The organism is Rhizobium sp. C104 (assembly GCF_022354505.1).
Classification (GTDB): Bacteria; Pseudomonadota; Alphaproteobacteria; order Rhizobiales; family Rhizobiaceae; genus Rhizobium; species Rhizobium redzepovicii.
In genome coordinates, this window is record NZ_CP092353.1 from 340,104 (window position 1) to 359,709 (window position 19,606).

General features: G+C 58.6%; 17 protein-coding genes and 2 pseudogenes. 16 read left to right on the forward strand and 3 right to left on the reverse strand.

All coding sequences use genetic code 11. From position 1 onward, the window contains the following. The first annotated feature begins 102 nt into the window (after positions 1 to 102). The 4 genes and pseudogenes from MF410_RS33715 to MF410_RS33730 form a co-directional block, all read left to right on the forward strand. The gene (locus MF410_RS33715; protein WP_170961528.1) at positions 103 to 522 is read left to right on the forward strand and encodes a hypothetical protein; all 420 of its coding nucleotides are present in this window, start codon (positions 103 to 105) and stop codon (positions 520 to 522) included. Between the two features lie 507 nt (positions 523 to 1,029). Continuing rightward, complete coding sequence (locus tag MF410_RS33720) at positions 1,030 to 1,335, forward strand: hypothetical protein (protein ID WP_097622224.1); 306 nt, start codon at positions 1,030 to 1,032, stop codon at positions 1,333 to 1,335. A gap of 47 nt (positions 1,336 to 1,382) precedes the next feature. After that, a complete protein-coding gene (locus MF410_RS33725) occupies positions 1,383 to 1,526 on the forward strand; it encodes a hypothetical protein (RefSeq protein WP_170961552.1) in 144 nt (47 codons plus the stop codon). 321 nt (positions 1,527 to 1,847) lie between these two features. Beyond that, positions 1,848 to 2,862 (forward strand): annotated as a pseudogene (locus MF410_RS33730) (IS3 family transposase); the annotation flags it as partial. A 23-nt stretch (positions 2,863 to 2,885) separates the two neighbouring features. On the opposite strand, the gene MF410_RS33735 reads toward MF410_RS33730, so the two are convergent. After that, positions 2,886 to 4,949, reverse strand: coding sequence for a recombinase family protein (locus MF410_RS33735; RefSeq protein ID WP_097622254.1), 2,064 nt, complete (start codon positions 4,947 to 4,949; stop codon positions 2,886 to 2,888). A 528-nt stretch (positions 4,950 to 5,477) separates the two neighbouring features. On the opposite strand from MF410_RS33735, the pseudogene MF410_RS33740 reads away from it, so the two are divergent. From MF410_RS33740 to MF410_RS33755, 4 genes and pseudogenes are all read left to right on the forward strand, one after another. After that, positions 5,478 to 5,657 (forward strand): annotated as a pseudogene (locus tag MF410_RS33740) (IS3 family transposase); the annotation flags it as partial. A gap of 714 nt (positions 5,658 to 6,371) precedes the next feature. Continuing rightward, entirely contained in the window at positions 6,372 to 6,743 is a 372-nt protein-coding gene (locus MF410_RS33745) for a hypothetical protein (RefSeq protein ID WP_096772329.1), read from the forward strand. Positions 6,744 to 6,751: 8 nt separating this feature from the next. Beyond that, positions 6,752 to 7,750, forward strand: coding sequence for a caspase family protein (locus MF410_RS33750; RefSeq protein ID WP_096772330.1), 999 nt, complete (start codon positions 6,752 to 6,754; stop codon positions 7,748 to 7,750). Positions 7,751 to 7,753: 3 nt separating this feature from the next. After that, positions 7,754 to 8,017, forward strand: coding sequence for a hypothetical protein (locus MF410_RS33755; protein WP_088397079.1), 264 nt, complete (start codon positions 7,754 to 7,756; stop codon positions 8,015 to 8,017). Between the two features lie 1,482 nt (positions 8,018 to 9,499). Here MF410_RS33755 and MF410_RS33760 read toward each other — a convergent pair. Further along, positions 9,500 to 9,703, reverse strand: coding sequence for a cold-shock protein (locus tag MF410_RS33760; protein WP_007636633.1), 204 nt, complete (start codon positions 9,701 to 9,703; stop codon positions 9,500 to 9,502). 642 nt (positions 9,704 to 10,345) lie between these two features. Between MF410_RS33760 and MF410_RS33765 the strand changes: the two genes are divergently transcribed. The 3 genes from MF410_RS33765 to MF410_RS33775 all read left to right on the forward strand — a co-directional run bounded on the left by MF410_RS33765 (position 10,346) and on the right by MF410_RS33775 (position 14,208). After that, positions 10,346 to 11,947 carry an MFS transporter gene (locus MF410_RS33765; protein ID WP_096772332.1) on the forward strand — a complete coding sequence of 534 codons (1,602 nt, stop codon included), beginning with the start codon at positions 10,346 to 10,348 and terminating at the stop codon, positions 11,945 to 11,947. A 375-nt stretch (positions 11,948 to 12,322) separates the two neighbouring features. Then, positions 12,323 to 13,960, forward strand: coding sequence for an MFS transporter (locus MF410_RS33770; RefSeq protein ID WP_239621082.1), 1,638 nt, complete (start codon positions 12,323 to 12,325; stop codon positions 13,958 to 13,960). A 53-nt stretch (positions 13,961 to 14,013) separates the two neighbouring features. Further along, the gene (locus MF410_RS33775; RefSeq protein WP_170961515.1) at positions 14,014 to 14,208 is read left to right on the forward strand and encodes a hypothetical protein; all 195 of its coding nucleotides are present in this window, start codon (positions 14,014 to 14,016) and stop codon (positions 14,206 to 14,208) included. 622 nt (positions 14,209 to 14,830) lie between these two features. Here MF410_RS33775 and MF410_RS33780 read toward each other — a convergent pair. Beyond that, complete coding sequence (locus MF410_RS33780; RefSeq protein WP_170961516.1) at positions 14,831 to 14,977, reverse strand: hypothetical protein; 147 nt, start codon at positions 14,975 to 14,977, stop codon at positions 14,831 to 14,833. A gap of 477 nt (positions 14,978 to 15,454) precedes the next feature. Here MF410_RS33780 and MF410_RS33785 point away from each other — a divergent pair, with 477 nt between their 5' ends. From MF410_RS33785 to MF410_RS33805, 5 genes are all read left to right on the forward strand, one after another. Further along, positions 15,455 to 16,261, forward strand: coding sequence for a DUF3991 and toprim domain-containing protein (locus tag MF410_RS33785; RefSeq protein ID WP_239621083.1), 807 nt, complete (start codon positions 15,455 to 15,457; stop codon positions 16,259 to 16,261). Between the two features lie 9 nt (positions 16,262 to 16,270). Further along, the gene (locus tag MF410_RS33790; protein WP_239621084.1) at positions 16,271 to 16,552 is read left to right on the forward strand and encodes a hypothetical protein; all 282 of its coding nucleotides are present in this window, start codon (positions 16,271 to 16,273) and stop codon (positions 16,550 to 16,552) included. Positions 16,553 to 16,910: 358 nt separating this feature from the next. Continuing rightward, positions 16,911 to 17,108, forward strand: a complete 198-nt coding sequence (locus tag MF410_RS33795) for a hypothetical protein (RefSeq protein WP_141399564.1) — start codon at positions 16,911 to 16,913, stop codon at positions 17,106 to 17,108. Between the two features lie 678 nt (positions 17,109 to 17,786). Then, positions 17,787 to 18,374: a hypothetical protein gene (locus tag MF410_RS33800; RefSeq protein ID WP_096771922.1), complete on the forward strand. Its 588-nt coding sequence runs from the start codon at positions 17,787 to 17,789 to the stop codon at positions 18,372 to 18,374. A 305-nt stretch (positions 18,375 to 18,679) separates the two neighbouring features. Continuing rightward, the gene (locus tag MF410_RS33805; RefSeq protein ID WP_096771923.1) at positions 18,680 to 19,603 is read left to right on the forward strand and encodes a zincin-like metallopeptidase domain-containing protein; all 924 of its coding nucleotides are present in this window, start codon (positions 18,680 to 18,682) and stop codon (positions 19,601 to 19,603) included. The last annotated feature ends 3 nt before the right edge of the window (positions 19,604 to 19,606 follow it).

The following is a 19,606-nucleotide window of genomic DNA, read 5'->3' on the forward strand; positions in this document are numbered from 1 at the left end:
CCCTGCAGGCGTAGAGATCAACAGCGGAACGGCTTCGGCGTCGTAAGCTGACCTACCGAATCAACGCGACACCGCGAGATTGCCCGAAAATGAGGAAAGGTTATGGTGCGTGAGCGTTTGTTCCGGGAACTTGCGCCTCAGTTGATGGAGTTGCCTCGCGAAATCGGCCGCAAGCGGCTCCAAATGCGTCTAGTTTATGTCTCCACCAAGCTGGAGTATAGCCCATCGATGAGGATGAAATACCTTTATCACTCGGCGTCACGAAATTGCCATCAGGGCGCGGGCGGCGCAAAAATCAGCGTTCTCGATCTGGGCGTCATAGCGCTGCTTTGTAGGGCGGCCTCTCGCCTCGAAGCGCTTCTGGCGGAGCGTGGCCGCCTCGAGCAGCAGTCGAAGCCTTTCGCCATGCTCGAAGGTGTCTCGCTTCCGTTTGCGTTTCGAGTTTCTGATGGGCGCTGGCCATGCCTGTCAGGCCGAGTTCGCGCAGCATGTCAATGGTGGAATTGGTCAACGTCGCGATAAGAATCATGCGCTGTCCAGCTCGAGGAAGGCCGCTGGCCATGCCCCCGAAGCATAACGGGATACGAATTTGGTATTGGAAGGAAAGGTCGCGACGGAAATAACATCAGCAGTGACGCAATGACCTAAGGAGCGTCGCAATGTACGGCAGAAGGCAGGGGGGTGGTGGCAATAGTTCCGAACAAGGAAGCCCAGGCTCGGCACTTGTGTCCTTCGGGCGAACTTGCATGCGAGCCACTTTGTAGAAAGGATTACCCGCTCTCGCGTATCAGAAAGGTGCGATGCTTATGGCCTAGAGGCCTTGCTGCCGGTTGGAAACCTCGCAAGCTGGACCCGATACCAACAGTCCTCAAGCGCATCGGCCATTTCCACATCCCAGCATCGCGTATTCGTTGATCTAACTACCCGAGACTCCAGCCTACGGGCCTTTTTGGATTCATCGGCGATCGAGGACTCTGTCGCCTATCAGTTGAAATAGGGTTTCGTGGCGAGCCAGCAGAGGGACAGCCCATGGATGAGAAAAACAGCCCCATTGTTTGCATCTCGGGTGTGGACGAACGAAAGCTCGGCGCCGCTCTAATCGCGGTCCAATCGGCATTTAGTGTCGCGATTGCGGAACTATCGAAGCTTCACAAAGGGAACAATCCTCAGTGGTTCGAAGACCTGGAGGAGGTGGTAATCGCTAACGCAAAAGGCACAGTCACCGAGGGCATCTCGCTGGATGTCGAGGTAGAAAGCCTCAAATTCGGCATCGACGTCCTTCGGGCGATCTTGGATGTAAGCCGCGTTGAGCTAGGCTTTGCAGCAAAGGAATAACCCTTTCGCCCAAACGAGGTGTCGATCTTATTTGGCGCGTCCAAAACATGCTCAGCCTGGACCGTCGACGCGCCTGCCTCTCGGAGGCGCTGGACAAGCATGCGCTGCTGCTCGATGATCACTTCACCGCGCAGCAAGTGGCGCTCGACCATTTCGAGTGCGGTCTCGACAGGGGTCTCCATAACCAATAAGCCGCTGACATTCTGAGCCACGGATCGGGGGCGGCAGCAGCCTCACCGATTTTTTCATCAATGGTGGCAATGTCACCATTGCCCCTAACGGCGGCCTTCCCGCGATCCTGTAGCAACTGGCGTGGCTTGCCGGATTGTTGCCCACAATCACCGCGGCAAGACCAGCAGGCTTGCCGATATCAGCTTGAAACCCCTTGACCGCGTCGATGACCGTTGCAGCCGTGGCCTTGCCTCGATGATAATTGTCATGTCTTTCGGTGACCTGCCCCTGCGAATTTCCTCCAGAATTGATTAGAGTCCGGCCCATCAAAGGACGGACGAATGAAGAAGCAGAGATTTACCGAAGAGCAGATAATTGGGGTGCTGAAGGAGCAGGAGGCTGGTGCGAAGGCGGCCGACCTTTGCCGCAAGCACGGAATTTCGGAAGCCACGTTTTACAATTGGAAAGCCAAATACGGCGGCATGGAGATCTCTGAGGCGAAGCGGCTGAAGGCGCTTGAAGATGAGAATGCCAAGCTGAAGAAGCTGCTCGCCGAGCAGATGTTGGACGCAGCAGCACTCCGCGAGCTTCTTTCAAAAAATGGTAGGGCCTGTCGCCAAGCGTGACGCCGTCACGCATCTGAAGACCGTCATGGGTCTTTCGGAACGGCGGGCCTGCCAGATCATATCCGCCGACCGCAAGACGATCCGTTATCGGTCAAGTCGACCGCCGGAGGTAGAACTGCGGGCAAAGCTACGTGACCTCGCCAATGAGCGGCGGCGTTTCGGCTACCGGCGGCTGTTCGTCCTGCTTCGGCGGGAGGGAGAACCGTCCGGGGTCAATCGCATCTATCGCCTTTATCGCGAGGAGGGTCTCTCTGTCCGCAAGCGCAAAGCCAGACGCCGTGCTGTCGGCACGCGAGCTCCGATTCTGGTCGAAGCGAAGGCCAATGCCCGCTGGTCGCTGGACTTCGTGCACGACCAGTTCGCTTGCGGAAGGAGGTTTCGCGTGCTCAACATCGTCGATGACGTGACGCGCGAATGCCTGGCGGCGATCCCGGACACCTCGATCTCCGGTCGTCGCGTCGCTCGCGAACTGACGACCCTCATCGAACGGCGCGGCAAACCTAAAATGATCGTCTCCGACAACGGCACGGAACTCACTTCGAATGCCATCCTTGCCTGGTCGAAGGATCATAAGGTCGAGTGGCACTACATCGCGCCGGGAAAGCCGATGCAGAACGGCTATGTTGAGAGTTTCAACGGGCGCATGCGCGACGAACTGCTCAACGAAAGCCTGTTCTTTGGCCTCGACCATGCCCGAAGCGCCATTGCTGAATGGGCCGACGATTACAATCCTGTTTCATAACACCCATCTTTCTATGTCATTGAAAGGAATAGATTTTCCTGATCTGGAGGCGATCCCGCGGGGTGGCGAGGGTTCTTCCGGGCACGATCGAGAATCTGACGTGCTTGCGGGGTCGCGAGTTTGGAACGGCTGAAGATCCATGGGCCATCGGGTAGCGGATGAGCCCCCTTAATATCGCCAGCCTCGGCCGCCAGACGCAGCGTCTTTGGCGATATCCCGAGTAACTTCGCCGCACCGCCCAGATTAAGCCATGGCTCAACCCCGTCGATCTGCGGACGGAAGACCGGAATCTTGCGATATGACCTCAGCGCGGTGACCCGCTCCCGTGTCCAGCGATTGCCATTGCCGGTCGTCAGTCCGTTGCGATTGAGGACACCGGCAATCACATCATCATTGGCGATCAAGACGAGCTGTTTCACAGCGTCGACAATGTCGTCAGGGGTCGCATTTCTTTGGCCACGGTGTCGCTTCGGCAGGCGCAGTTCGGTGTGGACGCCTCCAACCCAATGAATGACGAGGACGATCTCAGAGGTTCCATCATCGAGATCGGCGACCACTTCATTGATGAGCGTGCGCACGATGCGCTTCTTCAGCCTTGCATCGGTTGTCGGCGCCGTCCAGACGGCGCGAAGGTTTCCCGCAAGTGCGGTTACCTGTGATGCGGACATGGGGAACGGATGCGGCGTAACTGTCCGATGTTTGGCAATCTTGGCCTCGATCTCACCGACGCCAGTCAGCGCCTTGTTCCAGCGTGCTTCCAGCTCCGACGTCACCAGCCTATTCTCTGGATCGGCCGCGTCATATTGCCGGAATGCCCGGTCGGCTACATAGCGTGCTGCCTCGAGGTCGCGCATCAGGGCATCCTGAACCTGATCGCGTTGGTTGGCCATATTGCGTTCCGCCTCGACGGCGGCGGCAATGGCTCCTGGCTCGACCACGCCGAGAAGTGCCTCTTCGATCGCGTCATCGACCCGCAGACCGCCGAAGGCGATGCAACGTGGTTCGCCGTTGTCGAGCAACCCTCGCCAACAGGAATAGCGCGGGATGTTATGGTTGGCTCCTGTGTAACGAACCGTCAGCTTCCGGCCGCACCTTTTGCAGCGGAACAGGCCGGCAAGCAGAGCGTCGCCATGCTTCGGCGCTCCATGATGGCGACTGGCCGGTACATTGTCGCTGACCATCTTGCGGATCTCCTCCGCCCGTTCCCAACTGATGTAACCTTCGTGCGCATCCGGGATCAGCGCCAGCCATTCATCACGCGCCTTGCGGCGAATTCCAGATCGGCCATCGTATCCTGGTACGGAACGACTCTTACCATAAGCATAAGCGCCGCCGTAGATCGGGTTCGCAATCATCCGGTGGATGGTGGCATAATTTGGCCTGCGCCAGATGACGTCACCGTTGGCGCACCTGACGGGCAGGTCCAATCCCTGCTCAAGGAACCATAGCAAGGCCTGCCGGGCACTCCCGAGTTCGGTGACCTTGTCGAAGACGAGTGCGATGGCTTCCTGGATGCGCCGATTGGGATCCTTCTCGATCCTGTCACCGGCCTTTACGAAGCCGGCCGGAACAGTGACGACGAGTTCACCGCGGCGAGCCTTCTCATAGCGGGCGGAAAGGGAACGCTGACGCAAGAGATCGAGTTCATACTCGTTGAGGCTGCCCTTCAAACCCAAGAGCAGGCGGTCGTTGCCCTGGCGGGGCGCATAAACTGCTTCCTGGTCGACCAGGACGGTATCGACAACGCGGCACATCTCGATGAGTTGCTGCCAATCGCGGCTGTTCCGGGCGAAGCGCGATACCTCACGCGCGGCCACGGCGCCTACCTTGCCAAGGCAGACTTCCGCCACCATCCGATCAAATCCAGCGCGGGTCACGCCGCCGGCGGCCGAACGACCAAGGTCGTCATCCACCGTCTCTATATGTGACCATCCAAGCGCTGCCAGACGGTCGCGCATGGCGTACTGGAGGGCGCTGCTCTCTCGATTGTGCAGAACCTGGTGAGCCGAGGACTGCCGAACATAGAGGATGGCCTTCCGCTCCAGATGATGCGGCGCGATCTTCTCATGCATCATGACCGGCCTCCTTCTGTTGGCAGGCATGTCCGCACTTTGCGTGATCGACGAACAGCCGCACGATGAGCACCGTCAACGCTTGGCGGGTCTCCTCCGGCAACTCCGGCCATTGCGGCGTCCCTGCCGTCTTCCCCGCTGCGGGGCCGAGAACAGATCGAACTGGCATGTCATGGGCTGGCGAGGCATGAACATCTCTCCGACTCGTTTCGTGAGAGACCAATGCTGCGCCCATTACCGAAGATTGCGATGAGGCATCAGCGTCCTTCAGCAATCTTGCCAAAGAATGCAGGCTTGCGAGATCGACGTGCGGGACCGCCAGGCTGCGCCAACAACCACTCACTGATCGGTCGAACATCCACGACGGGACCTCAAGAAGTCGACCAGAAGAAGAACCAGAAAGGCTGCAGCGGAAAATATGCGTCCCTTTAGACACCGCCTCATGCACGTGAACAAGCCGTCCGGACCAGGGATGCCACGGATACAGAAGCTCGCGAACCTCGGTCCCGTGGGTGTTCTGTCGTCGTGTTGTACAACCATTTCCGGCCACACTCATCGCTCGGATACCAGACCCCGGCAAGCTATGCCGATACAATTGCCGCAACCGGCTCCAACGCTGCGCGAGATGAAAGCTTCGCGTTTCCGCCGGTTGCTCACACCGCGCCACTTGGCGTATTCAAAACCGCCGGGGCTCTAATCGCCGTTGGATGAAAATTCAGTGGCAGGTCATCGGCGCTCTCAATTTGGACCTCAATATTTGAGGACGCTCCATACGACGCTAAAACGCTACACTTTCTGCGTGACCGAAAACTACTGTACCTTTCATTGTCTCCCGTTTCTTCCCGGCTAGAAAATGCATCAAAACCTTCAGCTAAGATATTCAGTCCGAGGGTTTAGACCGATTACGCGGGTGGCGAAAGGAGCAGTCTCGTGAGCCAGTGATTGCATGGCGCTGAGGCATTCGCCAATGAGGCAATACGAACATCTGTCTACGGTCGATGGGTCGTCAAGGAGCGCTCTGCGTTTACTTGCAGCATTCCTGCGGACTCGCCCGAAAATCGCCGCGGACCTGCAGAAACTCCCTATTAAACGCTGCACATTGTCTCGGGCGCGGCAGTATTTTGCCGTTGTGAGGGCTCCGACGAAAGTGTCCGGCTGAGGACACATCAATGGGGGACACGTCGTGACCATCGATATCAGTGATATGGCGGTATAAGTACTACGATACCGGCTCGCATCCTTTGATGCAGATCAAGGACTTTGCCATGGGAAGCTCGGCCGGCCGCCGATCAGAGATCGCATCCAGGATGCGCATGGCAGCTGTCGTCGGTTTGCGGGACTTCACCATTGTTGTGGCTGCGATTTGATTCTCATCAATGCAAATAAATCATTTTAGTGCCGGGGATCGGCGATGGAGATTATCACATGGCAACTAAGAAAGTCATCTTCGTGGCTTTTGCCATCGAAGACGAGAGTATTCGGGACATGATAAAAGGTCAGTCGCTGAACACGGGCACGCCGTTCGAATACATCGACATGTCGGTGAAAGAGGCATACGAATCCGACTGGAAAAACAAAGTGAAGACCCGAATCTTGCGCTCGGCTGGGGTTCTCGTGATCGTGACGAAAAATTCGATATCATCGACAGGCCAAAATTGGGAAATCGCGTGCGCTCATGAAGTAGGTGTGCCTGTACGGGGAATCTGGGCCTACAAGGACGATCACACTCAAATTGCCGGCGTCGAAACAATGGAATGGACGTGGGCAAACATCAGCAATTGGATCGATAGCCTGTAAGGAGCCTCATGCGTAAAGCGTTGATTGTAGGTATCGATCATTATGAGCATATTGCATGTCTGAATGGGTGCGTAAACGATGCTCACTCTGTCCGTGCAGCCCTCGAACGTAACGCAGACGGTACAACCAACTTCAAGACGCCCAAGCTAATTACCGGTACCGGACGGGGCGACATTGTAGAGCGAGCGGAGCTTAAGGAGGCTGTCCGAGCGCTTTTTGCCGACCGGTCCGAGATTGCGTTGTTCTATTTTGCCGGGCATGGCTACATCGAGGATACAGGTGGCTATTTATGTGCGGGAGATTGCAAGGTAGGAGACGATGGTCTTGCCTTGAATGAGGTCATGACCATCGCAGCCAACTCCCCAGCCACCAACAAAGTCATCATCCTGGATAGTTGCCACAGCGGAATCGCTGGTGAAAACCCGACTATGAAGGGTGTTTTCGAAATCGTGACCGGGATGACCATACTCACCGCGTCAACCGCAGAACAGTATGCACTTGAAATGAACGGACCCACACCGGGTGGCGTTTTCACGGGCCTCTTGATAGACGCGTTGGCTGGCGCAGCCGCCAATCTTGTCGGAGATGTCACGCCGGGGAGCGTCTACGCCCATATTGATCAGTCGCTCGGGCCTTGGGCCGGTCAACGGCCGCTGTTCAAAACTAACGTCAAAACTTTCGTGTCTTTGAAAAAGGCTGACGCCCCCATTCCTCTTGCGGATTTGCAGCAATTGGCGACCTTGTTCCCTTCGCAGGACTACGTATTTCCGCTTGATCCCGAATACGAGCCCGAACGCAATGACGAACAAAAGAACGATCCAACAATCCCAAAGCCAGATCCCGCAAAGAATTCTGTTTTTGCGATCCTTCAGAGATACGTGAAGGTCAACTTGGTCCGGCCGGTAAACGCACCTCATATGTGGCACGCTGCAATGCAGAGTAAGGGCTGCGAGCTGACCGTGCTAGGTGAGCACTATCGAAAGCTTGTTGGAGCGGGGATGATCTAAGCAATGGCCCTTGACGACATCCTAGATGGCCTCGTGGACGAATTAGCCAGCATCGAACACGAACGTTGGGCCCACTGGCAGAAATATGTGCACGGCCAATCCCTTAAGCAACCTGATGGCTCTATCGTCATTCCTGCAAATCTTGTCGCCAAATGGGAACGACAGATTGCTACGCCGTTCTCGCAACTTTCCGATACGGAAAAGAAAAGCGACCGCGAGCAGGTCCAGAAATATCTGCCATTGCTTAAGAACGCTCTGCGGAAGTAGCAAGATCATAATCGGCGAATTGTTCATTCATTTCAATGCATGATAGCTAGTTTATCGGAAAGAGAACCGTTGATTGCCTGATGGAATTGTCACTGTCTATGCTGCTTCCGGCATAGATCCTCTAAACCAAAACGAGTTGGAAAGAAAACTATGTCAGACAAACGCTCGCCACCGCCACCGCGTCCTCCGGCGCCTTCACGGCCACCCGTTCATATCGAAAAAGGTGGAACACGGCATGTTGGAACTCAACCACCGCCGCCACCTCCCAGGAAGGGATAGAAATGACCAACGTAGAGGATGACTGCTATAACGAGGTGCACGGCATTCGCCACAACACTCTGCGCAACGCGCTTTACCATATTGCGCGACGTGCATGGTTGGAACGCGTCAGCCGATTTCTCAATTTGGCAGTCATTCTCGGTGGAACGAGTTACGCAGCGCAGGTCTTTATCAACAGCCCACGAGGAACGTTTGTGTTAGGTTTGGCTTCGGCTACTCTCGGAGCTGTACAACTCATCTTTGATTTTAGTGGAAAGGCACATCACCATGAGCGCCTACAAAAGCGCTACTATGATCTGCTCGCATCTGTCGAAGAGACACGCGGGCCTACGATGGACGATTGTGCAGCGTGGAGGGCTGAATTAACGAGGATCTATGCGGACGAGCCGCCCACGCTCCGCGCGCTTGATGCAATTGCCGACAATCAGGCTACCGCTGCCACGTATGGATCAAGCAACCCGAGACTGAACGTGTCTTTCTGGCAAAGCTGGACTCGAAATTTGTTTCTTCATAACGCTGGGAGGTTCCCAGAGAGAGACGGTTGGCGAATTCAGCCTGACGCTAGTCAGTCAGCTGTGGAACCGTACCCTCGGTAGCGGCGTGCCAGCCGGCGATCCACCCGCACGTCTCCTTGCCCACGCAGTCCAGAAAGATGAGGGACAAATCCGGCCTATTGCCGTAGGCGGACCGCGGGCAAACGCCGAGTGGATCCACAAGCTCTCAGTCACGGCAAAGGGTCAACTTGCCTGGGTTGTAGATCATTTTTGTTTCGATGTTTCCCTCAAGTTCGACATGGGAAATTGCATATTGGGACACCCCTGCTTTGCCAGCATTTGTGAGATCGCGATCCGCTTGACATCATATAATTAGATTTATTGCGTCACGTAAGGCAGTACCTTCAACCGCGCCACGCGGCGGCGGAAATCCGCGGGTATGCACTAGTATGCGGGAATAGAAGCTTACTCTGGACAACGTACCCGCTGCGCCCTCTTCGTCTGGACGTCGAGCTTAAGTCCAAGTGAAGGAATGTCTAACTGCTGTATTTCGAAGCCGACACACAGCTCCCGGAGGGGATTTGGGAATCAACTCCTCGAAATACCTGAAGCCCGAAGGACAGGATTCGAGCTCCAATCTGAGGATTTCGCCCGCAACAACGAACGGCCTGCAAGGCCAAGTTCGATGGACAAACTAGACGATCGCAAATCAAAGAACGCGTACGTTTTCTGCCTTCGATTTACCAGTCTTCCGATCCTGACCGACATCGTAGCTCACAGTTTGCCCTTCGCTCAGATTGCTGGCGCCCTGCAAAGCAGACACATGCACAAACACGTCAGCGCCTCCATTGTCGGGCGTAATGAAGCCAAAACCCTTGTCTCCATTGAAAAACTTAACTGTTCCGGTGGCCATGAACAAATCCTTCACGATTGCAAAGCAGATTGCCGCTGCAAAAACCTTTAAGGCGACGAGGTGCCATCCGCAATATGTTTGGCCTGATTTTTAAGCCATCGGAGTGAATCAAGGTTTTCGCTAGTCACTTCTAGGCACCCTTTTTCTGACCTTGTGGGGAGCCTCTCGTGAGGTCCTTAGCGATAGATGATATGGTCATGGCTGCTGCGAAAATTCGCGGCCCGTTACCCTAACTTTATTCCGGATTGTGCTTACTTCCGGGTCGGCAGCCGCATCCCGTGCGCGTCTGGCGAGCCACGGCTACCATGTCGGGCCGTTGCGCCTCGCGCGATTCCGTCTAGGGCCAAATCCCGGCGAGTATGGGAGGCGCATGAGGTCTGGGAAAGCCTTTGGCAGTTGGCCGAACCGGCAGTGCCGTGCGTGAACTCTGAAGGGACAAATTTCGGCGGCCGGTTCAAAGATTCGCGAGGGAGAATATCAGGCGGCCCGCCTTCACACCGGCGCTACGTGCCTGGTGTCTCTCCTGCTCGATGCAGTGTTCCTGCGCCAAGCAGCTGAATAACGCCGGAAATCATATCGTGGTTACGGATAAGCTCCTTCGTCAGCGAGATGATGGGAAGCGTCAGAGTAACCTAAATGCAGATGCAGATCGAAGACGTTTCCATGACCGGGGCAACCACCCCTGCTCCGCTGCGCAATGCAGCATTCTGTTCGATTTGGAGTTCAGCGCAAGTCGCAAATCTCAGATGGCTTGTGCAGACCGTCGCGATTGGTTGGCTGATGGTGACGATCACCGCTTCCGATCTGACGGTCGCGCTCGTACAGGCGTCGACAACGCTTCCGGCATTCATACTCTCCATCATCGCCGATACTCATAGCCGCCGATCGGTGATGATCATAGGACTGTCATTGATCGCGCTAGCGTCTGTCGCACTGGCAGGTGCCGCCGCCTTCGACTTCCTCAGTCCCTGGCTCATTCTAGCGCTGGGATTTATCGCAGGCTGCGGATTTGCGCTGAATGACCCCGCCTGGCACGCCTCCGTGGGGGATATCCCGGCCGCGGTGACGCTTATGTCTACTGGATATAACATGACGCGAAGCGTTGGGCCGGCGCTGGGCGGGGTTATTCTCGCCTTTCTCGGACCATTGGCCGCCTTTCTCTTCTCCGCATGCAGCAACCTGGCGCCTCTCGCCGCGGTATTGCGTAACAAGTGGCACGCGCGCCCGTCTCCTCTGCCTGCGGAGCCTATGTCGACCGCAATCCGAGATGGCATCCGGTTCACGGCGCTTTCGTCCGATATCCGGGCGACAATCATGCGCGCAACCCTCTTCGGCCCGGCCGCTATTGCTATCCTCGCACTTCTGCCGCTCGTCGCCCGCGATCGTTTGGCCGACGACCCCATCGCCTACGGCGTTCTTTTCGCAGGTTTTGGAACGGGCGCCTGCGTGGCCGGATTGAACAACCGGCTCTTAAGGCAGGAATGGCTGATGGCAATTGCTTCCATTGCTTGCGCGGTGTGTTGCATCTCACTTGCCTTCACCTCCTCTGTGCCTTCAGCAACACTTGCGCTTGCTTTCGGCGGCGCCGGCTGGATCATCACCTGGACCGGCTTTGACGTCTGGGTGCAATTGGCAAGTCCGCGCTGGGTCGTCGGCCGCACGCTCTCGATCTATTATGCGTTCCTATCCGGCGGCATGGCAGCCGGCAGCTGGATCTGGGGCCATGTTGCCCAGTCATATTCGCTCGCTTCTTCTCTCGAGCTGGCCGCGGCCGCCCTGCTTCTTGTTGCTGCGTCAGGGTTGGTCTTGCAGGTGCATCTGGGGGCGGAGGGAGACCAGCAGGGCGCGGTTTTTCCGGCTCCATCGGTGGCGCTTGATCTGAAGCCGCAAAGCGGTCCGATTGCAGCGAGGACAGAGTATTCCATAGACGAAAGCGACCTGGACAGCTTCTTCGATCACATGCGCACTCGCAGATACGCCTTAGCTCACGCAGGCGCGCGCGCCTGGACGCTCCAGCGAAATCTTCGAAAGCCCTCCCATTGGACGGAAACGTTTCGCACGCCGGCCTGGATGAGTTTCCGGCGTCTGCATCATCGCCTCTCTCTATCGGATCAGGACGTCTCCCAGCTTCTCGCCGCTTTGCATTTGAGTGAAAAGCCTGCGGAAACTGAGCTCGTTATTGAACGTACAACGGACGCGCGACGAACCCGGAGCCATCCAGTCCCGCGCGTTTTGCGTCCGTGAGGTGATTAGTGATGAGACCATCCGTCGAGCAGCAACGGTTAAAAGGCGGCGCCGACCAAAAACAAAACCTCACGATCACTAGGACTGCGGAGAATAGCCGCAAGTCCGACACGGCTCCTGGCCTGGGAGTGGCATCAACCCCTGCCATCCAGGTTCACTCGGCTGTCGTCGATCCCTGGTCGACGACAGCCGCTTTTTCCTCTGTTTTTGATTGTGGTCTTGCCGCAGCCCGCCGAAGCGGAACTTGCGACCCTCTGCTCACAGGCTCAAGGCCGGAGAGAGGAAGTAAGGCCAACCCAGTTCCCACTGCCCTCCCTCATCGCCGCCGCCCCGCAAAGACGGCCGAAGTGCCCCGTCCGAAAGAGACCGAATGACATGCCATCAAATGAAGGGACAGCATCCGTAGGCCTACTGGCGCCACTGAAGAATTCGACGTTCCGTTCGATTTTCTTCGCGTCTCAGCTCTCCAGCCTGGGTTGGCTGATGCAGACGGTGGCTCTCAGCTGGCTGATGGCCACCGTTTCCACCTCGGATGTGATGGTCGCCCTGGTCCAGGCCTCGTCTACCCTGCCTGCCTTTTTTCTTGCGATTTTCGTTGGCGCGATTGCCGACAACTACAGCCGGCGCATGGTCATGATCGTCGGCCGAAGCCTGATGATGGCGGCCTCGGCGATGCTGACGATCCTGATGGCTTTCGGCATCACCGATCCATGGATGATCCTGGCGTTCAGTTTCCTTGACGGCTGCGGTATCGCACTCAGCGATCCCGCGTGGCGCGCTTCGCTTGGCGACATGCTGGAGCGCCGCTATCTGCCGTCGGCCGTCACCCTTCTCAATGTCGGATTCAACACGGTCCGTAGCGTCGGTCCCGCGCTTGGCGGCATCATCGTTGCGATTTTTGGGCCGCTCGTCACTTTCGCGCTCACCACGCTTGGCTTCGTCGCGCCCCTCACCGCTCTGTGGCGAAACAAGTGGACCGTGAAAGCGTCGCCCCTCCCTCGCGAAGCGCTCATGACGGCGATCTATGATGGACTGCGGTTCACGGCGATATCCTCGGAAATCAAGGCAGCTATTGTCCGCGGTACGCTGTTTGGGCTGACCGGAACCTCGATGCTGGCGCTCCTGCCGCTCGTCGCAAGAGAACTCTTGCAGGGCGGCCCAATCGACTACGGTATTCTCATGGGTGGCTTCGGCGCCGGCGCGCTGATCGCGGGGCTCGTGAACCCGCCACTCAGGCGCGCGGTCACGCAGGAACTGCTGATTGTTCTGGCATGTGTCGCGTGCGCGGTATGTGCGATCTCACTTGCGCTGACGTCTTCCCTGATCATCGCAACAGTCTGCCTCGCCTTCGGCGGCGCCGGCTGGGTAACCGGATGGTCGGGGTTCGGCGTCAACGTGCAGTTGGCAAGCCCGCGCTGGGTGGTGGGTCGCACGATTTCCATCTACAGCGCTTTTACTTATGGGGGGATCGCCGCTGGCAGTTGGCTCTGGGGAATTATCGCCGAAAACCATTCCCTCTCCTTATCCTTGGCATGTTCTGCTGCCGCCTCGTTGCTGGTCGCCGCACTTGGGCTCAAGCTGCCGATCAGCAACCGCTTGGAGTCTGAACTCGAAGCCTCCGGCGCCTTCGATGCGCCAGTACCTGCACTCGATCTGAAGCCGAGAAGCGGCCCAATTCTGGTGACGACGGAATATGCGATTGCCGAAGAAAACGCCGCTGTCTTTCTTGAGATCATGCGCAGACGGCGGCATGTTCAAAGCCGAGCCGGCGCACGCCATTGGACCCTCACGCGCGATGTTCAGCAGCCTTCGCGATGGCTCGAGACCTTTCGGACGCCAACCTGGACGGATTACCATCGCCTTCATCACCGCCTCAACGAAGCGGACAAGCGCCTGGGCGATGAGCTCAAGTCGCTGAGCGTGGCATCCGACCTCCCGCGAACAATCGTTCTGGTGGAGCGCCCGACGGCTGCGCGCAAGTCCACGCCCGTGCCGTACGTTTCCCAGAAATGAGCACGCTATGCGACTCCGAGGCAACTCATCCAGCAAGAGAGGATCGTTCGATAATGGATACGTCGAAGCTTTGCCCCCTCCAGTTGGCCTCCCTCCGATGGCTGAAACAGAGCAGAACGTTGGAAGAGATCGCGCGGATCGAGGACCGAACCGTCGTCGATATCGAGCGATGCCTGCAGGATGCTTTGGTGCTGCTCGGCGCAGACTCGATTGAGGCGGCCATTCGTATGATCGAAAAGACAGCTTGAAGTGATGGCGATCTTTCGGCGCGCTGCTTGAGGCTTTGAAAATTCGGATTCGAGCGCACGGTGGAAGGAGCCGCGGGAACGCCGCCTGTTTTAGGTCGCGATTCCAGGAAATCCGGAACCGGTGTTCGATTTTATTCTCGGCATTCCCGCGCGAAGCAACTCGGCGAAGGAGCTTCTCTTCCGTTGAGCCCTTCGTGAAAGTTATCCTTGCGGCGGCAGTCCGAGACCTCCCCGGTCATCCGGTCCATCGTCTGGAATCGCAATCGACCGATGATCGACATCCGCCCCTTCGTCGCAGCGATTCACACCAAGTGGATTTGACCTGGACAGCGACCGCTCGCGCTGAAGCGCAGAATATCGGCGGCGCATTTCATCGGACGCAATCCTCCCTGCCGTCCAAAGAGCGACCAGTTCCATGAAACCCGGGTCTTCATCGAGCCGAATTCCCCGTGCATTCCAACGCGCGATGACCCGCTCGGCTATGTCCCTGCGTGAATCCATTACCAACTTCCCTGCCCGGCCTGCCGCCTACGCGGTGAGATACCAAGTTGCTGGGTTCTTCGCCAGTCGAAAGCGTCCGATATGTCACGCCGGGTGCCCGCGATCTGTTTTCGGGAGCTTGTTAGCTGGAGCTATCGAGATCGCTAAGACGCACTTTCCAGCTCTCTCCGACCTGATGGCCCCCGCCACCATCTTTTCCGTCGACCGCGAATACGGCGTCCTGCCGTCCGACGAAATCGACGTAGACGACGATCTTGAGATCGTCCATGAATACACGCCTTGGCATTGAGCGGGCGGCGACATGGCCTGCGGCCGTGCCGCTTGCGAGCGGCGGGGCCGCAAGGGAGGCTTCGCCGCGGCCGACTTTGTATAATTCACTAGGTTGCCAGCCGCGCCGTTGCGGCCTTTGCTCTTCGCGGCCGCTGAAGCGGCTAATAGATAACGCTGACGAGCAGGAGGCGATCACTCGTGATCGGAAGGAAAATGAAAAGAAGAGAGATAGAGGGCCTTCGCGAGGCCGTATCCTGCGCCGCGGTGCTGGAAGAGGCCGGTTTTGCCGTTGACGCCAAGGAGAGCTCCCGTCGGGCAGTGAAGTTTCGGCGCAGCAGTGAGATTGTCATAGTCACGCATGAAGGGCGCGGATGGTTCGACCCCCTAAGCGAGGCGAAAGGCGATGTCTTTGGGCTCGTCGAGCACCTCGATCGCGCCGGCTTTCTCGAAGCCGTCGAAAAGGTCGGGAGTTCTCGTGGGATTCAAAATTTCCGCGCCAGGATGGCAATCTCGAAGCCCTGTCGCCAACTCCGAGTTTTCCGTTTCCGATCGTTGGCAGGCACGTCGCCGCCCGTGGCAAGGCTCATCGACCTGGCAATACCTGCACAACGAGCGCTGCCTTCCGACATATCTGCTCCGCACGGCGATCGAACGCGACCTCCTTCGAGAAGGCCCGAACGGCAGCCTTTGGGCCGCTCATACGAACCATGCCGGCGACATCACCGGATGGGAGGCGCGCGGCCCGCAATATCGCGGCTTTGCCACCGGGGGAGCGAAGGTCCTGTTCCGCTTTGGCTCGGACGCTTCAATGCGCCTGGCTGTGACGGAAGCTGCGATTGACGCCATGAGCCTTGCCGCCATCGAAGGATTGCGTGATGGAACGCTTTATCTCAGCACCGGCGGCGGCTGGTCTCCGACCACGGCCGCAGCCCTTGGTGCGCTTGCTTCACGTCGCAATGTCCAACTCGTCGCTGCGACAGACGCCAATCCTCAAGGCGACATGTTTGCTGGGCGATTACGGGCGCTTGCCGACGGCGCCGGCTGCGACTGGATGCGGCTCCGCCCACCGCGAGAGGATTGGAACGAGGCTCTGAAGCTTCGCGTGAAACAGAGGAATGAGAACAGGAAAAGGGTGGGTGGGAAAGAGAAGGAGGCGTGCCGCTTGCGCCCCAGCCGCGTCGAGGCAGGCTCCGCCCGGTTCAAGCCGGCCCTGGACCCGGCCGGTCGCGATGTCGGCGGAGGAAAGGGGCATGAAGGACTTAGGTGCCGAACCGCTCGATAATTGCTGGAGATGACGCGCCGATCGAAGCCCAGGCTAGCCGGCAGGACCGCACCGGCTGATCGCCGCGGCGCGCGCACGCCAAGCGCACGCCGGCGGATCGCGATCTACACCAACCGTCGGCAGATCAACGAATTGCGCCGCGCCAACGATCGCAAGGTCGTGCCCGAGAAACTCGCAGCGTGGGAGGACAAGCTCGCCCAGCAGCGATCGCTGATCCAGGTTCTACAGGTCGAGGAACGACGGCCCGTCACAGAAAATGCCATTCTACTGAAGCGTTTCCTACGAAGCTGAAACGGAGGTTGATCGCCGGCGGCATGCCCGACTCCTCGCAGAACGCGCCAAGTGGCTCCAAAGCCAATCCTGATGCCAAATAGTCACCGGCGGCCGACCTCCTCGAAGCCGTTCAGCAGATAGAAATCGAGAGTACTGAAATGCGCAGGCGTGGGACTTCTCACCGAAAGCAACCGGGTTCACCTCGAAACCGCACTCTGAAGCTCGACTTGCCGAAGTAAAAGCTCGAGGCGCCGACGATTGACGCGGTCGATGCAAATCAAGCGTCACATTACTATAAGACCGCAACAGATAGCGCCCGGTCGCGCACGCGTGTATCAAGGCGACGTAATCCTACCTCTCATATCCGGAGCACAACATGCCAAGCCTCGCAGAGATGAATGGATCGTTGCATATTCATAACTTCTATATCGAAAAGCTAAAGGCCAAACTGGAACAGTTTTTCGAAAACGATCCCGATTTAGCTATGCTCCTCGAAAACGTCGCTGCCATTTTGTCGGAGCACGCCGCGGATTTGGCCGAGGATATCGACGACATGGAGTGCGATCAATCATGAATGCCGAGCGGACCGAAGCCCGATCTACAAAGGTGCTCCTAACACGCGGGTCTTCCCTATCCGTTACCCCTAAGCCGCCCCTGAGCGGCAGATGCTCGCCGCCATAGCTGCCGGCCTTGCGATGCCATAACGTGCGATTGTCAATATTTTCGCCGTATCCGGTGTTCCACTCCATGTTGTCCCTCGGCTCTCATTTTCATCACTCCGTGCACGAGCAGGGTTCTCAATGAAGAGCCCCTGAACAATGCTTGGTTGGGTGGGCCGCCCGATGATGGCGGCAATGTTTTGCGAGCCTGGCTGCAATACTATTGGTTGCCTAGCCGGTCGAGCGTCGTCGGCGCACAGGCTTACTTGCCCGTTAGCCCCTGTCATTCATCGAGGACGCCATCTGCCTCACAAAACCGGATTGCCTTCGGTTTTGCTGCGGTCTGAACCGGCGGCCGTGCGCTTCAAGGTCGCTGTCGCGCCGCGGGGCGGCCGGACCCCGCCGTCCTTCGCGGAGCAGGCTCGCGTGCTCTTTCGAGGGCAGTTTGCCCCCGTCGCACGCAAACCGGCTCCGCTCGTCCAGGCAGGGCCGGACCCTGAAACGCCCGTCTTCCGCCGGTTCGGAATGACCGCACCGAAGGGTAAGCCGGCATGGGCCGGAGCCCGATCGGACGACCTCGAAAGGAAACGATCATGGCCAAGTCCGCACCCTCCTCTCGCCAACCCGCCCGCGTCGTGCAGCTGCGCAAGGGCGCCACCATCGAAATGGTCCGGCTGACATGCCCCGACGCCAGCCAGGCCCTGAAGATCGCCGAGAGTTTCGGCACCGCCGTCATCGACAGCGACGGCATCCGCGACCTGCACGAACGGCTCGTCATCGACACCGCCGATGCGCTCGGTGATGGCCTGGGCGACAAGGCCATGCAGATCCACCTGCAGCGCATCGTCGGCGCCTTCGTCGGCTCTGCCCACGGCGCCGGCCAGTTCTACAGCCGCGCTGTCACCGAGGCGCGCGATGCCACCGCCAAAGCCGCCAACGATGCCCGCGACGAGGACCTCGACGGCCCTGTCGGTTATGACAGCGCCGCCCAGCGCAAGCGCGAGTTCGCCGCCGACATGGGCATACAGGCCCATTCGCTTAGAATGGCGGCCGAAGGCGCCGTTGCCGCCTATGCCCAGGTGATCGGCGAGACCTGGAAGCCATTCGACCGGCCGGTCGAGCAGCCGGGTCACTCGCTGGGCCGCAAGGCCGCCGAAGCCCAGATCTCGGCATTCGACTAGGCCATGCCGGCGGGGCTTCGGCCCCGCACTTCGATAAACGCGAGAAGGGCCGGCTCCCTGACGGAGCCGGCCTGTTTTCGTGTCGCTGACGCGGCCAAAAGGGAATCGGAAATCAGGCAGGTGGCACGTCCGTTGCGGCCCGTCCCGCTTGTCGGGTCTGCAGGAGCTTGCCGGCAGATGCAACGGCTCCGCCGTCCTCCACTTAAGTTCCGGCCGTTCCGGTGCATCGGCCGGCTGATCGGCTCCTGCCTTCTGCCCTCCGCAACGGGCCGCGACGGGCGCGGCCTCAAAACGGAGGCTTGAAGATGAGCAGTACGGAGAGACAACGGGTGGATCTCTATACCCGCATCACGGACAGAATCGTTGAAGATCTGGCGAAGGGCGTGCGGCCGTGGATGAAGCCATGGAACGCCAAGAATATGGTCGGCCGTATTACCCGGCCGCTGCGTCATAACGGGCAGCCATATTCGGGCGTCAACGTGCTGCTTCTCTGGTCGGAAGGCAGCGCCCGGGGATATACGTCATCCACGTGGATGACGTTCAAGCAGGCCCTCGAACTGGGCGCTGCTGTCCGCAAGGGCGAGACCGGGGCGACGGTCGTCTTCGCCAGCCGGTTCACCAAGTCCGAAACCGACGGAAATGGCGGCGAGGTCGAGCGGGAGATCCCTTTCCTGAAGGCCTACAGCGTCTTCAACGTCGAACAGATCGACGGACTGCCCGACCAATATTATCACCAGCCGGGGCCCGCGCCGGACCCGGTCGAGCGCCTCGAGCGTGCCGACAGCTTCTTCCGCAACACCCGTGCTGTGATCCGCCACGGCGGCAACCAGGCCTTCTTTGCGCCGGCCGCCGATATCGTCCAGATGCCACCGTTTGAGAGCTTCAAGGATACGGCCAGCTATTATGCGATCTTGAGTCACGAGGTCACGCACTGGACGGCGCCGGCGCATCGCCTCGGCCGCGACCTCAGCCGCTATGCCAAGGACAAATCCGAGCGGGCGCGAGAGGAACTGATCGCCGAACTCGGCAGCTGCTTCCTGTGCGCCGATCTCGGCATTGCTCCCGAGCTCGAGCCCCGCCCCGATCACGCCTCGTACCTCGACTCCTGGCTCAAGGTCCTGGTCGACGACAGACGGGCGATATTCCAGGCGGCGGCGCATGCGCAACGGGCCGTCAGTTTCCTGCACTCCCTGCAGCCCGAAACCGCTGGCGAGCGGCTCGCGGCCTGAAGG